Origin of the sequence: Ensifer sp. Root142, assembly GCF_001426785.1 — a bacterium.
In the GTDB taxonomy this organism is placed as follows: domain Bacteria; phylum Pseudomonadota; class Alphaproteobacteria; order Rhizobiales; family Rhizobiaceae; genus Ensifer; species Ensifer canadensis.
The window spans coordinates 283,215-300,830 of record NZ_LMFK01000046.1; the positions used below are offsets into that span (position 1 = coordinate 283,215).

At 62.6% G+C, this 17,616-nt stretch carries 6 protein-coding genes; 2 read left to right on the forward strand and 4 right to left on the reverse strand.

Annotation, left to right across the window (positions count from 1 at the left end; genetic code table 11):
• Positions 1 to 60: 60 nt before the first annotated feature.
• Together pyc and ASD52_RS31845 are read right to left on the reverse strand one after the other, a co-directional pair.
• On the reverse strand, positions 61 to 3,519 hold the full coding sequence (gene pyc / locus ASD52_RS31840; RefSeq protein WP_025425238.1) for a pyruvate carboxylase: 3,459 nt from the start codon (positions 3,517 to 3,519) through the stop codon (positions 61 to 63).
• Positions 3,520 to 3,634: 115 nt separating this feature from the next.
• Entirely contained in the window at positions 3,635 to 4,375 is a 741-nt protein-coding gene (locus ASD52_RS31845; RefSeq protein ID WP_057210879.1) for an autoinducer binding domain-containing protein, read from the reverse strand.
• 388 nt (positions 4,376 to 4,763) lie between these two features.
• Between ASD52_RS31845 and ASD52_RS31850 the strand changes: the two genes are divergently transcribed.
• Both ASD52_RS31850 and ASD52_RS31855 read left to right on the forward strand, forming a co-directional pair.
• Positions 4,764 to 6,521 carry a glucan ABC transporter ATP-binding protein/ permease gene (locus ASD52_RS31850; RefSeq protein ID WP_025425240.1) on the forward strand — a complete coding sequence of 586 codons (1,758 nt, stop codon included), beginning with the start codon at positions 4,764 to 4,766 and terminating at the stop codon, positions 6,519 to 6,521.
• A gap of 349 nt (positions 6,522 to 6,870) precedes the next feature.
• Positions 6,871 to 7,173 carry a hypothetical protein gene (locus ASD52_RS31855; RefSeq protein WP_025425241.1) on the forward strand — a complete coding sequence of 101 codons (303 nt, stop codon included), beginning with the start codon at positions 6,871 to 6,873 and terminating at the stop codon, positions 7,171 to 7,173.
• Positions 7,174 to 7,421: 248 nt separating this feature from the next.
• On the opposite strand, the gene opgC is transcribed toward ASD52_RS31855, so the two are convergent.
• A complete protein-coding gene (gene opgC, locus ASD52_RS31860; RefSeq protein ID WP_025425242.1) occupies positions 7,422 to 8,579 on the reverse strand; it encodes an OpgC domain-containing protein in 1,158 nt (385 codons plus the stop codon).
• A 212-nt stretch (positions 8,580 to 8,791) separates the two neighbouring features.
• Positions 8,792 to 17,407: a cyclic beta-(1,2)-glucan synthase gene (gene ndvB / locus ASD52_RS31865; RefSeq protein WP_057226467.1), complete on the reverse strand. Its 8,616-nt coding sequence runs from the start codon at positions 17,405 to 17,407 to the stop codon at positions 8,792 to 8,794.
• Positions 17,408 to 17,616 lie beyond the last annotated feature (209 nt).

A 17,616-nucleotide genomic window follows, 5' to 3' on the forward strand; every position in this document is an offset into this window, starting at 1 on the left:
CCTCTCACGAAAACGGCCGGACTCACGCCCGGCCGTTTCTATTTATTCTTGCCCGAAACCTCAGGCGCCGAAAACGATCAGCAGGTCCTTGGCATCGATCTGGTCGCCGGCGCGCACCAGAACTTCGGCAATCGTGCCGTCCTTCTCCGCATGCAAGGCCGTTTCCATCTTCATCGCTTCGATCGACAGCAGCACGTCGCCCGCCTTGACCGCCTGGCCCGCGTGCACCGCGACCGTCGAGATCACGCCCGGCATCGGCGCGCCGAGCTGCGTAGCGTTGCCGGCCTCCGCCTTGCGGCGGATGGCGCTGGAAGCACCGCGGTTGCGATCGGGAACCTTGATCGGGCGCGGCTGGCCGTTGAGTTCGAAGAACACCTTGACCATGCCCTTCTCGTCTATCTCGCCCTGGGTCTGGTTGAGAATGACCAGCGTCTTGCCTTTTTCAAGGTCGGCGAACAGCTCCTCGCCCGGCGCCATGCCGTAGAAATAGGCCGGCGTCGGCAGCACGCTGACGGGACCATAAGTCTCCGCCGCCAGCGCATAGTCGGTGAAGACCTTGGGATACATCAGATAGGACGCGAACTCGTAGTCGTTGACCTCGCGTTCCAGCTTCTCTTCGATCGTCTTGCGCTCGGCATCGAGATCGGCAGCTTCGAGCAGCGAGCCCGGGCGAACCACATAGGCCTTTTCGCCCTTCAGCGCCTTCTTCTGCAGGCCTTCCGGCCAGCCGCCCGGAGGCTGGCCGAGGTCGCCCTTCAGCATCGACACAACCGATTCCGGGAAGGCGATGTCCTTGGCCGGGTTCTCGACGTCGGCAACGGTCAGGTCCTGGCTGACCATCATCAGCGCCATGTCGCCGACGACCTTCGAGGACGGCGTCACCTTGACGATGTCGCCGAACATCTGGTTGGCGTCGGCATAGGCCTGCGCCACTTCGTGCCAGCGGGTTTCCAGACCGAGCGAGCGGGCCTGCTCCTTGAGGTTGGTGAACTGGCCGCCCGGCATTTCGTGCAGATAGACTTCCGATGCCGGTCCCTTGAGATCGCTTTCGAAGGCGGCGTACTGATGGCGCACCGCTTCCCAGTAGAACGAGATGCGGCGGATCCATTCCGGATCAAGGCCCGGGTCCCGTTCGGAGCCGCGCAAGGCTTCGACGATCGAGCCGAGGCAGGGCTGCGAGGTGTTGCCGGAGAGCGAATCCATCGCCGCATCGACGACATCGACGCCGGCATCGACGGCAGCCAGAACGGTCGCGGCGGCAATGCCCGACGTGTCGTGGGTGTGGAAGTGGATCGGCAGATCGGTCGCCTCACGCAGCGCCTTGAACAGCACGCGGGCTGCAGCCGGCTTCAACAGGCCAGCCATATCCTTGACCGCGATGATATGTGCACCGGCCTTTTCCAGTTCGGCGGCAAGCGCGGTGTAGTACTTGAGATCGTATTTCGGCCGGGCGGCATTGAGAATATCGCCGGTATAGCAGATCGCCGCTTCGCAGATCTTGTTCTCTTCGGCGATCGCCTCCATCGAGACGCGCATGTTGTCGACCCAGTTGAGGCAGTCGAACACGCGGAAGACGTCGATGCCGCCCCTTGCCGCCTGGCGGACGAAGTATTTGACGACGTTGTCAGGATAATTCTTGTAGCCGACGCCGTTGGCGCCGCGCAGAAGCATCTGCAGCAAGAGGTTCGGCGCATCCTCGCGGATGCGCGCCAGCCGGTCCCATGGATCTTCGGTGAGGAAGCGCATCGAGACGTCGAAGGTCGCCCCACCCCAGCATTCGAGCGAAAACAGATTCGGCAGAGCCCGCGCATAGGTGCCGGCGACACGGGCGATGTCGTAGGTGCGCATGCGAGTGGCGAGCAGCGACTGATGGCCGTCGCGCATGGTCGTGTCGGTGACGAGCACCTGCGGCTGCGCCCTGACCCATTCGGCAAATTTCTTCGGGCCGAGTTGGTCGAGCATCTGCTTGGTGCCCGGCTTGATCTCGCCGCCGATGAACGGCACGACGGGGGCGGCGATCTCATCCGACGGACGCGGACGGCCCTTGGCTTCCGGATGGCCGTTGACGGTAACGTCGGCGAGATAGGTCAGGAGCTTGGTCGCGCGGTCCTGGCGGCGCACCTGCTGGAAAAGCTCCGGCGTCGTGTCGATGAAGCGCGTGGTGTAGGTGTTGTCGTGGAATTTCGAGTGGCTAATGATCGCTTCGAGGAAGGTCAGGTTCGTGGCCACTCCGCGGATGCGGAATTCGCGCAGCGCGCGGATCATGCGCTGGATCGCCTCGTCGGGGTTCGGCGCCCAGGCCGTCACCTTTTCCAGCAGCGGATCGTAGTAGCGGGTGATGACCGCGCCCGAATAGGCGGTGCCGCCATCGAGCCGGATGCCGAAGCCGGTTGCGCCGCGATAGGCAGTGATGCGGCCATAGTCCGGAATGAAGTTCTGCTCGGGATCTTCCGTGGTGATGCGGCACTGCAGCGCGTGGCCGTTGAGGCGGATATTTTCCTGCGACGGCACGCCGGATTCCGGCGTGCCGATGGCATAACCGTCGAGGATGTGGATCTGCGCCTTGACGATATCGATGCCGGTGACCACCTCGGTCACCGTGTGCTCGACCTGGATGCGCGGATTGACTTCGATGAAGTAGAATTTGCCGCTGTCGGCATCCATCAGATACTCGACAGTACCGGCGCCGATGTAGTTAGTCGCCTCGGCAATGCGCTTGGAATAGGCGGCAAGCTCTTCGCGCTGGCTGGCGTTGAGGTAAGGCGCCGGCGCGCGCTCGACGACCTTCTGGTTGCGCCGCTGGATGGAGCAGTCGCGCTCGAACAGATGCACGACGTTGCCGTGGGTATCGCCGAGAACCTGGCTTTCGACGTGGCGGGCACGCTCGACCAGCTTTTCGAGGTAGACCTCGTCCTTGCCGAAGGCGGCCTTGGCCTCGCGCTTGGCTTCCGTCACCTCGCGGGCGAGATCCTTCGGGTCGCGGATCGCGCGCATGCCGCGCCCGCCGCCGCCCCAGGAAGCCTTCAGCATCACCGGATAGCCGATCGCCTCGGCCATCTTCGCCACTTCAGCCATGTCTTCGGGAAGCGGTTCCGTCGCCGGCACGACCGGTACACCGATCGAGATCGCCAGGTTGCGGGCGGCAACCTTGTTGCCGAGCTGGCGCATGGTTTCCGGCTTCGGGCCGATGAAGGTGATGCCGGCCTCGGCGCAGGCCTCGGCGAATTCGGGGCTTTCCGACAACAGGCCGTAGCCCGGATGAATGGCATCGGCGCCGGAAAGCTTGGCGACGCGGATCACTTCCTCGATCGACAGGTAACTCTCGATCGGCCCGAGGTCCCGCGACAGATGCGGGCCGCGGCCGACCTGATAACTTTCGTCCGCCTTGAAGCGGTGCAGCGCCAGTTTGTCCTCTTCAGCCCATATCGCGACCGTTTTCAGACCTAGTTCATTGGCCGCGCGAAACACGCGGATTGCAATTTCGGAACGGTTGGCAACAAGGATCTTCGAAATGGGCAAGTCGGACTCCTCAAGACTTGAAACGCGGGAAATGCTGCACCCGCGAAGTAAAGTATTAGCGGGTCGCGGAATGAAGCGCAATTTCAGAGTCGAGCGGAAATCCGAGAGAAATGGATCAGGAAATGAGCCCCAGCCGGAAGGCGATCGCCACGACGTGGTGACGGTTCTTGCCCTTCAGTTTCTCCTGGATGCCGTTCATGTACCAATCGACTGTGTGACTGGAAATATCGAGCACCTTGCTGATATCGTTCGAGGTCATGCCGTCGGCGAGATAGTTGAGCGCTTCCATTTCGCGCCGCGTCATCTGCACTTCGACACGCGATGCGAGTTCGGCTGAAATCTCCGGATCGGTCAGTTCCAGCAGTTTCCAGAACAGACGCTTGGCAATCTGGTCGAACAGGCTGATTTCAATAGGGCTCAAATCGACGACGCGGCCGCCGACCGTGAGATTGCCCAACAGGCCGCGGCGGCCGTGCACCGGAAAGATGTAACCGTCATAGAGGCCGTGGTTGCGGGCCTCGATCATCATGCTTTCCATGCGCTTGCGATGCGGGTCGGAACGGAAGGCAAACAGTGTGTCGCGCCAGCGGAAGCCGCGCTGGGCGTGACCGAGGTAGCGGATGGTCGGATCGATCACGACAAACTTCTTGCGGATGTAGATCTGCGGCCAGCCTTCCGGCCAGCGACCGGCGAGCAGCAGCCTCAACGGGTTTTCGTGAGGCTTCGGCTGCCTGACGACCCCGTAGAAGTCGAAGCCGCAGCGGTCGAGCAACCGTTCGAACTCCGGTACGATTTCTTCGCGCGTCTTCATCTCTTCGATCAGCGCAAGAAATTGCACAAGCAGCGTGATATTCATGGATCACCTTCCAGGTAGAACACGTGTGCGAGGGCCGGAAACCGGACATGAATGAACCGTTCAGGGGCCATTCATGTTGCACCCGCGATAATTCGACATACCACGCCCGGTCTTGTGCGAAAATCGCGAGAAATCGGAATTGGACGGAAAAGATAGCAGACTATGAATACTCTCGCCAAGCCCAACGACGGGCGAACGGAGTTTCGCTATCAAAACCGCCTCAAGCTCCTGTTTTTCCTAAAATATCGCAAATGACCGTCCCAGAGCGGCCTTGGCGGCCGGCAAATCGCGGCCTCGTGCCCGACGGCCGGAGGTGTTGAGGCGTGACGCATTTGCCGCACGAATGTTTGGTGCGGCGCAAAATCCGGTACCCGGAAGGGGTGAGACAGTGTCATTGTTCCAAGTGTATGCAAGAGCGCTTCAGTATCTTGCGGTTCACAAGTTCCGTGTCTCGGCGATCGTGCTCGCCAACGTCGTGCTCGCCGTCATCACGATTGCGGAGCCGATCCTGTTTGGTCGCATCATCGACGCCATTTCCTCCAAAGGCGCAGTAACGCCGATGCTGCTGATGTGGGCAGGCCTGGGTGTGTTCAACACCGTCGCCTTCGTCCTCGTCGCCCGCGAAGCGGATCGGCTGGCCCATGGCCGTCGCGCCACGCTGCTGACGGAAGCCTTCGGCCGCATCGTCTCGATGCCGCTCTCCTGGCACAGCCAGCGCGGTACGTCGAACGCGCTGCATACGCTGCTTCGCGCCTGTGAAACGCTGTTCGGTCTCTGGCTCGAATTCATGCGCCAGCATCTGGCAACGGCGGTAGCGCTCGTCCTGCTCATCCCGACCGCGTTTGCGATGGATGTACGCCTGTCGCTGGTGCTCGTCGTCCTCGGTGTCTCCTATGTGCTGGTCAGCAAGGCTGTCATGAACCGCACCAAGGAAGGCCAGGCCTCGGTCGAGAACCACTATCACACGGTTTTCTCCCACGTTTCCGACGCCATCAGCAACGTTTCGGTCGTTCACAGCTACAACCGCATCGAAGCCGAAACGCGCGAACTCAAGAAGTTCACCGAACGCCTGATCTCCGCCCAGTTCCCCGTGCTTGACTGGTGGGCGCTGGCAAGCGCGCTCAACCGCGTCGCTTCGACCATCTCGATGATGACGATCCTCGTCATCGGCACCGTGCTCGTCCAGCGCGGCGAACTCGGCGTCGGCGAAGTCATCGCCTTCATCGGCTTTGCCAACCTGCTGATCGGCCGTCTCGACCAGATGAAGGCTTTCGTTACGCAGATCTTCGAAGCCCGCGCCAAGCTTGAAGACTTCTTCCAGCTCGAAGATTCGGTGCGCGAACGCGAAGAGCCGGCCGGTGCGATGGACCTGGGCGCGGTCAAGGGCGAAGTGGAATTCCGCGACGTGTCCTTCGACTTCGCCAACACCACGCAGGGCGTGCGCAACGTGTCCTTCACGGCCAAGGCCGGCCAGACGATCGCGATCGTCGGCCCGACCGGCGCCGGTAAGACCACGCTCGTCAACCTGCTGCAGCGCGTTCACGAACCGCGTGACGGCCAGATCCTGATCGACGGCGTCCATATCGCCAAGGTCACGCGCAAGTCGCTGCGCCGCTCGATCGCCACCGTCTTCCAGGACGCCGGCCTGATGAACCGCTCGATCTGCGAAAACATCCGGCTTGGCCGCGACGACGCGTCGCTCGACGAAGTGATGGCTGCCGCCGAAGCGGCTGCCGCCAGCGACTTCATCGAAAGCCGCAACAATGGCTACGACACCGTCGTCGGCGAACGCGGCAACCGCCTGTCTGGCGGCGAGCGCCAGCGCGTTGCGATTGCCCGCGCCATCCTCAAGAACGCACCGATCCTGGTGCTCGACGAGGCGACCAGCGCGCTCGACGTCGAGACCGAGGCTCGGGTGAAGGATGCGATCGATGCGCTTCGCAAGGACCGCACCACCTTCATCATCGCCCACCGCCTGTCGACGGTGCGCGAGGCCGATCTGGTGATCTTCATGGATCAAGGTCGGATCGTCGAGATGGGCGGCTTCAACGAGCTCAGCCAGAGCAACGGCCGCTTCGCCGCCCTGCTTCGCGCCAGCGGCATCCTGACGGACGAAGACGTCCGCATGAGCCACACGGCGGCCTGAGCCGACGCCTTATAGATCACGCAATGCAAAAGGCCCCGGACCCTCCGGGGCTTTTTTCGTTCATGCCGCTCGCATTGACTTGGCTCTTGCAATCCCGTTCAAGTACTGCGCCGTCGTTTGCTGGACGGCACTGCATGCAGCCGCCATTGGCGTCATGGGTTCTCGGTCAGAACGGCCAGCGAATTCGGCGGTAGCGAAGGCCAGCGAACATCCTTCGGAAGGTAGGTCACGATTGACCGTTTTATTCGATGGTCGGGTCATGGCTGATTATCATCAGTTCTAGCTCGCAGACGCTTCCAACAACCTACATCTCCCATCGAACTGGACAGACGAAGACTTCAAGATCCGAATGCTTGCAGGCAACGATGCGCTGGTCGTCGTGACTGCTCGGAACAGGGATGTTGCGGTTATCGTGGAACTGCACGAACAGATGCCGAAGATCGACATCGAAAATGCGGATCATGTCGTCATCGGACGGCTCCACACGTCAGGCCAAATCGTCATAGCCGGGCTAACTGACTATCTTCAAGAGGTTCATGTTCGCGTTCCTGCGGGGCATCTGGACGCCATGGTCGTGTCGACCGGACTTCGCACCCTGAGTGACGTCGGCCTACGCCGGGCGTCTTTATTAGACGCGCAAAGGTCGCTGTAGCCCTTTGAATGGCTGCAGTTTTTGTCCTTCAATCGAATAAGATTAAAGGAAACATGCAGTAGATGGCGATGATCGGTACCGCGTGTATCTCTGGGCCCTGCGAAGCAGGCGGAATTACTGTCCTGCGCGCCAATGGCAAGACGATCGAACTCGAGGGTAGGGGCCCCCAAGTTCCGCGGCCGGCTGCCTACACATTTGAACCGGCGGCCGAGCCTTGATGCAAACCCTTGGTCGTCCTTATCGTTTCATCATGTCGCTCGCATCGGTTTCGCGCTGACGACGCCCCGCAACCATTCCAGATAGTAGCCGTAAACGAAGTGCAGGCCGATGCCGACGATCACGAAGAGCGTGCCGGCGATCGGGTTCCGGCCGGTCACGAACAACAGCACCTGACCGACCATCGCCAGGATAGTGCCGAAAATGAAGATCGGCAGGGAATGGCGGCCGACCATCGCCAGCGGGTGGTCGGCATCGAGCCGGGCGAGGCGATTGACGGCGGGAATGACGGCGACGAGATAGGCGATCGCGAGAACATGGCTTAGCCGCGTCAGTGACAGGAAGGTCTTGTCGAAACCGGTCAGCACCGCCGGAAGACCGAAGGACAGGTCGATGTTCCACCAGGAGAAGAGAACCCACAGCGCCGAAACGACGAGATAGATCGCGGCGATCGCGATCAGCAGCGGCCTGCGCGGCAGGACTGCGCCCTGGCGGATCGCGGTCATCGAGACGATGCCGATGACGAAGAGGAACTGCCAGGACCACGGATTGAGAAACCAGTAGCCCTCGTCGAGGAAGTTGGAGGGCACCAGCTTGAACACCCCGGCCACAAGCCAGAGCAGCGCGGAAAACACGAGGAGCAGCCGGCTGCTGATGCCGTTCAGCCAGAGGATGCCGGGCAGCATCAGGAACAGCACCGCATACATCGACAGGATGTTGTTATAGCCGAGTTGGTGCCCGAGCAGGACCATCGCGACGATGCCTTGCTCGGTCTGCTCGACGAAGGGTCGGATGTTTATCTCGCTGATCAGGTCCTGCCGGCCGAAATAGAGGGCGCCGCCGGCAAAGATCGCCAGTGTGACGATACTGGTCATGATATGGGCGACGTAGAGCGCCAGCGCCCGCCGCCAGATCTTGAGCGTCAGCGCCAGGCATGCGCCGGACACGAACTTGCCGCCATAGGCAAGCCCGACGGAGAGGCCAGAGATGAGCACGAAGGCCTCGGCCGAATCCGAGAAGCCGAAGTTCTTGTGGGTCAGATATTCGAGATATTGCCCGGGCACGTGGTTGACGAAGATCGTCAGAAGGCAGAGCGCCCTCAACACGTCGAGGCGCGTGTCGCGCTCCTTGGGAACCATGCGGGCGGATATCGTCGGGTTCGAGCCGCCCCCAAATGTGTTTTGCAGCATGCGGTCTAGTATCCGGGATCTGGCGCCCCTGCCCCACCCCTGTTGAAACGGGCACCGGACATGCGCTTAGCCCCAGGGGCAAGCGCACGTTCGATGCCGTCGATCGATGCACGAGCCCGTCAGGGTTCGTGCCGCCGGCAAATCAGCAAGAAAAAACCGGCCTTGCCCGTTCGGGTGCAAAGCCGGTTCCAACGTTCATTCAATACCGGCAGTTACAGCAAAATGCCTTCATGCGCGTTTTTTGTGACACTATTATTGATGCTGACGATCGGCTCGCGACTTTTTGCATCGCGCTTGACCGAAATCTTGTGCTTCGTGCCGTTCAGCGTCACTTCCGCCGAGTAGCCGTCCCAGGCCTCCGGCAACACCGGTCGGATGACCAGCTTGTCGCCATGTCGGCGGATGCCGAGAATACCCTCGACGCCGGCGCGGTAGAGCCAGCCGGCCGACCCGGTATACCAGGTCCAGCCGCCGCGTCCGGCGAGCGCGCCTTCGCCATAGATATCGGCGGCGACCACATAGGGCTCGACCCGATAGTGGTCCGCGTCTTCGCGGCTGAGGGCTTGCGAGACAGGGTTCAGCATCTGGAAGACACGCCAGGCTTCCTCGGCCCTTCCCTGCTCGGCAAAGGCCAGCGCCACCCAGGTCGCCGCATGGGTATATTGGCCGCCGTTCTCCCGTACGCCAGGCGGATAGGCCTTGATATAGCCCGGGTCCTGCCTGGTTCTTTCAAGCGGCGGCGTGAACAGCCGGACAATGCGGCGATCCGGATCGACGAGTTCGGCCATGACCGCATCCATCGCATTCTGCGATCGCTGCTCGTCACCCTCGCCTGAAAGCACGCTCCAAGACTGGCCGATCGAATCGATCCGGCATTCGTCGCTTTCGCTCGATCCGAGCGGCGCGCCATCGTCGTAGTAGCCGCGACGATAGTAGTCACCATCCCAGCCGGCTTCGTCGAGCACCTTTTTCAAGGTGGCGAGATGCGCTTCCCAATGGCTGACACGCGCCTTGTCCTTGCGCTCGCGGGCAAAGGGCAGGAAGCCGCGCAGCGTGCCCGCCAGGAACCAGCCGAGCCAGACGCTGGTGCCGCGGCCGGCAATGCCGACGCGGTTCATGCCGTCGTTCCAGTCGCCGCCGAGAATGAGCGGCAGGCCATTTTCGCCGCTGCGCTTGATCGCGAGATCGAGTGCGCGGGCGCAATGCTCGTAGACGTCGGCGATCTCGTCCGAGATCTCCGGCTTGTAGAAGCTGTCGTGCTGCCCTTCCTCGAGCGCCGGTCCGGTGATGAAGGCGATCTTCTCACCGAGAATGTCGGCGTTCCCCGTCACTTCGCAGTAGTGCGTGACGGCATGGGCAAGCCAGACGACATCGTCCGAGATCATTGTTCGCACGCCGGCGCCGGTGCCCGGCAGCCACCAATGCTGCACGTCACCCTCGACGAACTGCCGCGCGGCCGCGTTGAGGATCTGTGCCCGTGCCAGTTCCGGCCGATGGATCAGGAACGCCAGCGTATCCTGCAGCTGGTCGCGGAAGCCGAAGGCGCCGCTCGCCTGGTAGAAGGCCGAGCGTGCCATGATCCGGCAACCAAGGCTCTGATAGGGCAGCCAGTTGTTGATCATGGTGTTGAAGGCCGCATCCGGCGTTTCCACCTTCACGATGTCGGTGAACTCGGTCCAGAAGGACTTGGCGGCGTCCATGACGGTGTCGAACGCAGTCTGGCGCAACTCGCCGAGAACCGAGCGCATCTGCTCGTCGTTGTCGGCGTCGCCGAGGATGAAGGTGAGCTGCTTTTCGGCACCGGGCTCGATCACCAGATCGGTCGCCAACGCCGCACAGGCGTCGCCATCCACATCGATCGAGCCGGAAAGCTCGGCGCCAGCGAAAACGGCCTGCGGCACCAGAATGCCGCCGACCCGCCCGAGGAACTCGCGACGGCTTGCCGTATGGCTCACACCTTCACCGCCATCGACAGCAAAGAAGGCCGAACGACCGGCATAGTCGATGCTGTAGGGGTTGGTTGCAACCAGCGCATCGGAGGCTTCGTCCCAGGTCGACAGAACGAAGGGCGCCATGCGGGCCCGGTTGTTGCCGAGCACCCATTCGGCAAAGCCGTAGACCTTCAGCTGGCGGGCAGCCGTGGAGCGGTTGCGGATCGAGATGCGGACCAGCTTGGCCGGCAAGGTCCGGTGCACCGTGTGGGCTGCCTCGATATCGAGATCGTCCTGTGTGCTGCGGAATGTCGAATAGCCAAGTCCGTGGCGCGTCTCGAAGACGACCGACCGGCTGCGCGACAGGGCAGCGTATGGCGTCAGCACTGCGCCGCTCGCCATGTCGCGGATGAAGACCGCTTCGCCCGGCCGGTTGACGACCACATCGTTGGCCCACGGCGTCAGCTGGTAGTCGCGCGAGTTGCGGCTCCAGGTGAAGGCGGCCCCTTCGGCCGAAACGTGGAAGCCGAACTGCTCGTTGGAGATGACGTTGATCCACGGCTGCGGTGTCGCCTCGCCGCCGCGCAGGCGCACGACATATTCGCGCCCACCTTCGGCAAAGCCGCCGTAGCCGTTCCAGAAATCGAGACCGTCGCCGACAATCTCCGCATCGACGGCGTCGGCCGGCTGCTGCGGGGCGGCGAGCAGAGCGAAGTTGCTTTCGCTGCCCTTCACCGGTGGCGTCGAATAGAGCGAATTGGCGCGGGCGATCTGGTCGGAGATCGTGCCGTTGCGGGCATGGAAGACGGCGCGGGAAGCCGACAAGAGCGTCGACCAGGTCTCCGCCTCCATCAGGTCGCGGCGCACCGAGAAGATGTGCTGGCGCGGACCGTCGGAGAGGCCGCGAAGCCTCAGGTTCTCGCACATCGAATCGAGCGCGTGCTGCATGTCCTGGGCATAGGACGAGGCCCGCTCGTTGATGATCACCAGATCGGCGGTAATGCCGCGCGCGCGCAGATATTCCTGTGCCCTGAGGGCCTCACGAGCGATGCCGAGGTCACCGTCATCGTTGATGCGCAGGCAGAAGATCGGGAAGTCGCCCGAGATTGCCAGCGGCCAGAGCGTTGACTGCGACGCGAGCCCCGCCTGAACCGTTGCGGTATCGGCGCGCAGGTGCATGTCGGGGTAGACGAGGTAGCGTCCGAGCATCTGGAAGCTTGCGGCCTCCTGCGAGGTGACGCCGACATGGCGCATCTGCACCTGACTGCGCGTCCAGGCATGGATCAGCTCGTGATTGAAGGTTTCCGTGTGCCTGTAGCGATCGATGGCGCGGTCGACGGCCTCGCGGTTCGGGGCCGCGATCGTCCAGAAGACGACGCTGACCTTCTTGCCGGCCGGAACCCGAACGACACGTCGAAGCGACATGATCGGGTCGAGCGTAAAGCCATCGGTTCCCGAAAGCACCGCGTCGGTGTCGAAGGCGGCGGCCTCGGCAAGGGTGCGCCCCTGGCCGATGAAGCGGCGACGGTCGGTCTCCGCCTCGGTCGGACGGTCGCTGCCGGCATTATCGGTGACGAGATGCGCCACTTCCATATCCGGATCGCCTGAGCTGCGCTTGTTGCGGCTGACATGGATGACGTCGCCGCGCCGGCTGATCTCCGTGCGCAGGAACATCTTGGAGAAGGCGGGATGCGCGCTGTCGGCCTCGTCGGTCGACAGCACCGGTTCGGCATAGGACGTCACCTCGATGAAGCGGTCCTGCGTTCCGGTGTTGAGCAGGATGACGCGGCGGCCTTCGGCATCGTGCTCGGTGGCAACGATGCACTCGACTTCGCTGGTGAGGTCGCCGACGGTCTTGACGAATTCGGCCTTGTCGTCACCGAACCGCGTCAGGAGCTTTTCGCCGACGGCGCGCCGGGGCTCGGCGGTGGCCGACCACCAGTCGCCCGTCGTCGTGTCGCGCAGGAAAATGAAGGTGCCCGTGCGGTCCTCGACCGGGTCCGGCTTCCAGCGGGTGACCGACTGGCCGTTCCAGCGGGCATAACCGGCACCGGTTGCCGTCAGCATGACGGCGTAGTGGCCGTTGGACAGGAACACGGTTTCGCGGTCCTGGGCGAGCGGGTTTTCGATGACCCGAACCTCCGGACGCAACAGATCGTCCTGGCCCTTGCCGAGCGATTCCGGCTCGCGCTTGGCGTTCATGATCGGAATATCGCGCGGCGCCTTTTCCTGCAGCAGCAGTTCGGCCGCCTCGATTACCGGATCGGCGTGGAACCATTCGCGCAGCCTGCCGGTGAATACGACGTTGGCGACAGCGGCGATCGACATGCCATGGTGGTGGGCATAGTAGTTGCGCACGACGGCGCATTTCTGCCCCTCGGGCACGCGCGTCGGCGTGAAGTCGACGGCATCGTGGAAGCCGTAAACGCCGAGCGCCCCGACTTCGCGCAGTCGACCGAGATTGGCGAGCGCCGCCTTCGGATCGTACATGCAGGCGAGAATGGAGGCGTAGGGCGCGATGACGGCGTTCTGCCCGAGGCCACGCTTGAGGCCAAGCGTCGGCACACCGAAGTTGGTGTACTGGTAGGTCAGCTCGTGGTCGCGCGCATTGAAGGCCGCTTCGGAGATGCCCCACGGCGTGCCGAGACGGCGGCCGTGATTGATCTGCTCCTTGACCACCAGATTGTTGGTCTGGTTGAGGATACCGCCCTGCCGCTCCTGCATCACCAGCGGCGGCATCAGATATTCGAACATCGAACCGGACCAGGAGATCAGCGCGCCACGCGCGCCGATCGGCACGATCGGACGGCCGAGCTTGTACCAGTGCTCGGTCGGCAGGTCGCCCTTGGCGATCGCGAACAGGCTGGTCAGACGGGCCTCGGACGCCAGAAGATCGTAGCAGGCCTCGTCGAGCTCATTGGCGTTGACGCGGAAGCCGATTGACAGCAGGCGACGCTCGGGCCGGAACAGGAAGCCGAAATCCATCGAGAAGGCGATGTCGCGAGCACGATCCTTTAAAACCGCCAAGCGCTGGCGCAGCGCTTCGATGGCGCCAAGATCGAACACGCCGTCGGCAATATGCGCTTCGCAGGTGGTGACCAGCGCGTTCGCCCACTTCGTCACTTCGCTGCTCTGGGCCGTGCGAACCTCATGGTCGAGGTTGACGGTCAGCTTGTGCATGTCGCGCGCCAGAACGGCGAGATTGATCACGCGGATCGATGCGAATTCATGCTCGCGCTTGACGGCAGCCAGAGCATTCTGGAAGCCGACGATGCGCTCCTCGATCAGGCGGCGCAGCGGGCGAACGGTCTTGCGGTCGTCAGGCAGGTCGTTCAGCACCTCGGCAAGAATGGCGACGACGTCGCCAATGCCGTCAAGGCTGCCCTGGACATGCGCCGACGGCGCTTCCGCCCATTCCCGACACATGGACGACACGGCGATCAGGTGGCCGGCAAGATTGCCGCTGTCGACCGACGAGATGTAGCGCGGCTCCATCGTTTCGAGCGTGTTGGTGCGGTACCAGTTGAACAGGTGGCCGCGATATTTCGGCATCCGGTCGATGGTCGCAATCGTCTGCTCCAGGCGGTTGATCGTTTCTTCGAAGCCGATCCAGCCGAAGTCGCGTGCCGACATGACCGAGAGTAGGTAGACGCCGATATTGGTCGGCGAGGTGCGCTCGGCCAGCACCGGCTGCGGCGTTTCCTGGAAGTTGTCCGGCGGCAGAAAATTCTGCTCGGCGGTCACGAAGGTCTCGAAATAGCGCCAGGTGCGCCGCGCGATCAGGCGCATTTCCTCGATCGCCTCGTCGGAAACGACCAGCTGGTCCTCGGTTTCGGCCGATTGGCTGACGAACCACGCGACAGCGGGAGAAAGCGCCCAGAGCAGGGCAAAGGGAATGCCGATGAAGGGCAGGCCGGTATCGGAAATCGCCGCAAGCGCCAGCGACAGAACCGACAGCGCCGGTGCGATCCACATCGCCTTGTAATAATCACCGATGCTTCCATGCCCGGCACTTTGCACCTGGGCAGCGGTGCGCCATTCCAGCATCAGCTTGCGGCTGACGAAGGTGCGGTAGAGCGAACGCACGATCGCGTCGCCCATCATCGCCGCGCCATGGGCGATGAAGACGATGCGAAGGGCGACCTGGGCATTGGCGGCACGAACTTCGGTCAGCACAGCATGGAGGTGGGCACGGGCGACGATGTCGTTGCGGCGCGGCAGGAGGCCATTGATCAGCGACAGCGTCGGGGCGACGAACAAGCTGAAGATCAGCACGATCTGCCAGATCAGCGCCTCGGTCGGCTGCATGTAGTACCAGCCCATGACAGAGGCGACGAGCCAGGCGCAGGGGATCAGCGAACGGCGCAAATTGTCGTACATCTTCCACCGGCCGAGCATCGACAGGCCGTTCGACGGGTTGAAGATATAGGGCAGCAGCTGCCAGTCGCCGCGGGCCCAGCGATGCTGGCGCGACATCTCTACCTCGTAGCGGGTCGGGAAATCCTCGACGAGTTCGACGTCCGTCACCAGCGCGCAGCGCACAAACGAGCCTTCGAGCAGGTCGTGGCTGAGAACGGCATTTTCCTCGATCCGCCCCTTGAGCGCGGCCTCGAAAGCATCGACGTGATAGAGGCCCTTGCCGGTGAAGCTGCCTTCGCCAGCGATGTCCTGGTAGACGTCGGAAACGGTGAAGACATAGGGGTCGATGCCACGATTGGCCGAGAAGATGCGCTGGAAGGCCGAGGCTTCGCTTCCAGTCGTCAGCGACGGCGTCACGCGCGGCTGTAGCAGGCTGTAGCCGGCAATCACCTTCTGTGTTTCCGGGTCGACGATCGGGCGGTTGATCGGGTGGTACATCTTGCCGACGAGCTTCGTCACCGCGTCGCGCATCAGGCGCGTATCGGCGTCGAGCGTCATGACATATTGAACGTTCTCCGGCACGGTATTGGCGCCCTGGAGGAACGAGGTGTCGCGATCGCCGCGCAGCAGCATGTTCAGCTCATGCAGCTTGCCGCGCTTGCGCTCCCAACCCATCCATACGCCTTCCGCCTCGTTGAAGAGGCGGCGGCGGTGCAGCAGGAAGAAACGCGTCCTGCCGTCATAGGCATAACGCGCCGAAAGCTCGGCAACCTCGCGCCGGGCATAGTCGAGAACATCGGTATCGGCCGGGGTTTCCTCGAACTTGCTGTCGATCCAGTCGCTGAGCAGCGCGAAAGAGATCTCGCCGCGCGGATTGGCGAGGTAGTGAACCTCGAGATTGCGCACGAGTTCGTCGACATGGTCGCGCTTGGAGATCAGGCAGGGCACGACGACGAGCGTGCGGGCATATTCCGGAACGCCATCGAGGAACTCATAGCCGACCAGGCGCGACGGTTTGACGAACAGCGTGACGAGCGTGTTGAACAGACCCATCGCACCTTCGGACGCCGGCAGCGCAAACAGCAGAAGCATGATCAGCTTCGCGCCGTTCGGAATATCCATCGGGCTGACGAAGGCATAGACGGCGACCATCGCCAGGATCGTCAGGAGAATGTTCGGTCCGGCGATCGCAAACCAGTCGAGCTTGCGGCTGAGGCGAATGATGCTCTGCAGCACCGACGGCCGGTAGCCGATCTTCTGCTCGAGCGCCTTGCGCTGCTTGCCGACAAGGAAGGAGCCAACGTTCGGCTCATGAAGCTGCGGCTCGACTGCAGCCACCGCTTCCGCTTCCTTCACCATCTCGATGGCGATCTGGGTGACTTCGTATTCGCTGTGGCCGGAGCGGCGCGCCAGCTTTTCGATCGTATCGCGGTATTTGTTGCGCGAGCCGAATTCGAGCGCGGCGTAATCGGAACCATCGCGCAGCGCCGCATCGATCTTGCTGACGCTTTCGAACCAGACGGCCCAGTCGGTATCGTCGATCTCGCGCAGGCTGCGGATGATGTTGCTCATCGTCGCATTGCCTGACGACAGGCGGTTCTGCTCGGCGACCAGCGCGTCCTCGACGTCGCTGCCGCGCTTCTCGAGCTGTTCCTCGATCCAGGCGATCACCGAGCCGGAGGTCTGCGAGCCATCGCGCATGCGGTAGAGCAGCTGGGCGACGAAGGTATTGTCCGCCGCAAGCGCCTCGGATTCGGCCAGCAGCGCTCGCAACTTTTCCGGGTCGTTGTGACGGATGATCTGGTCGGCGATGTCGTTGGCCTTGCGCCGCATGCCGCGCGAACGCTCGACGCGGATGGCGATGCGCCGCAGGTTCTCGATGAGAACGAAGCGCAGGATCGAGGGCAAGGCCCACAATTCGCCGATCTTGAACGTGTCGTGCTTCTGGAAGCCCTCGACCATCGCGGTAATGCTTTCCCGCGAGACCGTGCTGTGCGTATGGGCGACATAGAGCCAGGCGAGCGCCATCGTGCGCGGAATGACTGTTCCGGAGACGGACAGCGTGGGCAGCTGGCGATAGAACTTGCGCGGGAAGTCGCGGCGGACTTCCTGGATCGCTTCCTCGACCACGTGGTGGTTGTCGAGCAGCCATTCGGCGGCCGGCGTGATCGACGCCCCCGCTTCGACATCAGCCGCTGTTGCCCGATACACCCTCAGGATTTCGTTTTCATTCTCGCGGTGGCGCGGGCGGAATTCGAACGGGAAGAAGCCCGGCAGGGACGGTGCGCCCTTGAGCGCAAGGGTCTCGCCGCTTTGCCGCAGATCCTCCATCGAGAAAAAGGTCGAGCGGATCGAATCGTTGTAATCGATCTGTTTCGCTTCCGGTTCGCGAGAAGAGGAGGTCGGCGTGTTGTGAAGGGGCATGGGTGCTGGTTCTGAATCCAACCGGGGTTGATCGGCCCGGCTCTCGTTGTTCTGCCGGGTTGGCTGCGGTCCTGAAGTTCCAGGCTTGGCCGGCGCGTTGCTAGACACGGTCATGTGTCCTCCCATCCGCCGTCATTTTCCGGCAAACCGGAAACTGGCGGAAACTGGCGCCGCCCTTGAACTGGGCATCAGAGAAAGCAAAGCCGGCGGCGCATTGGTTTTCAAGGCCGCGTGATGCATGAAAGTGGCATTTTTTAGCCGTGGTGCCAACAGCTTGCAAGGATCGGCGGCGCAAGTTTGGACGAATTGCGCACACTCTCATC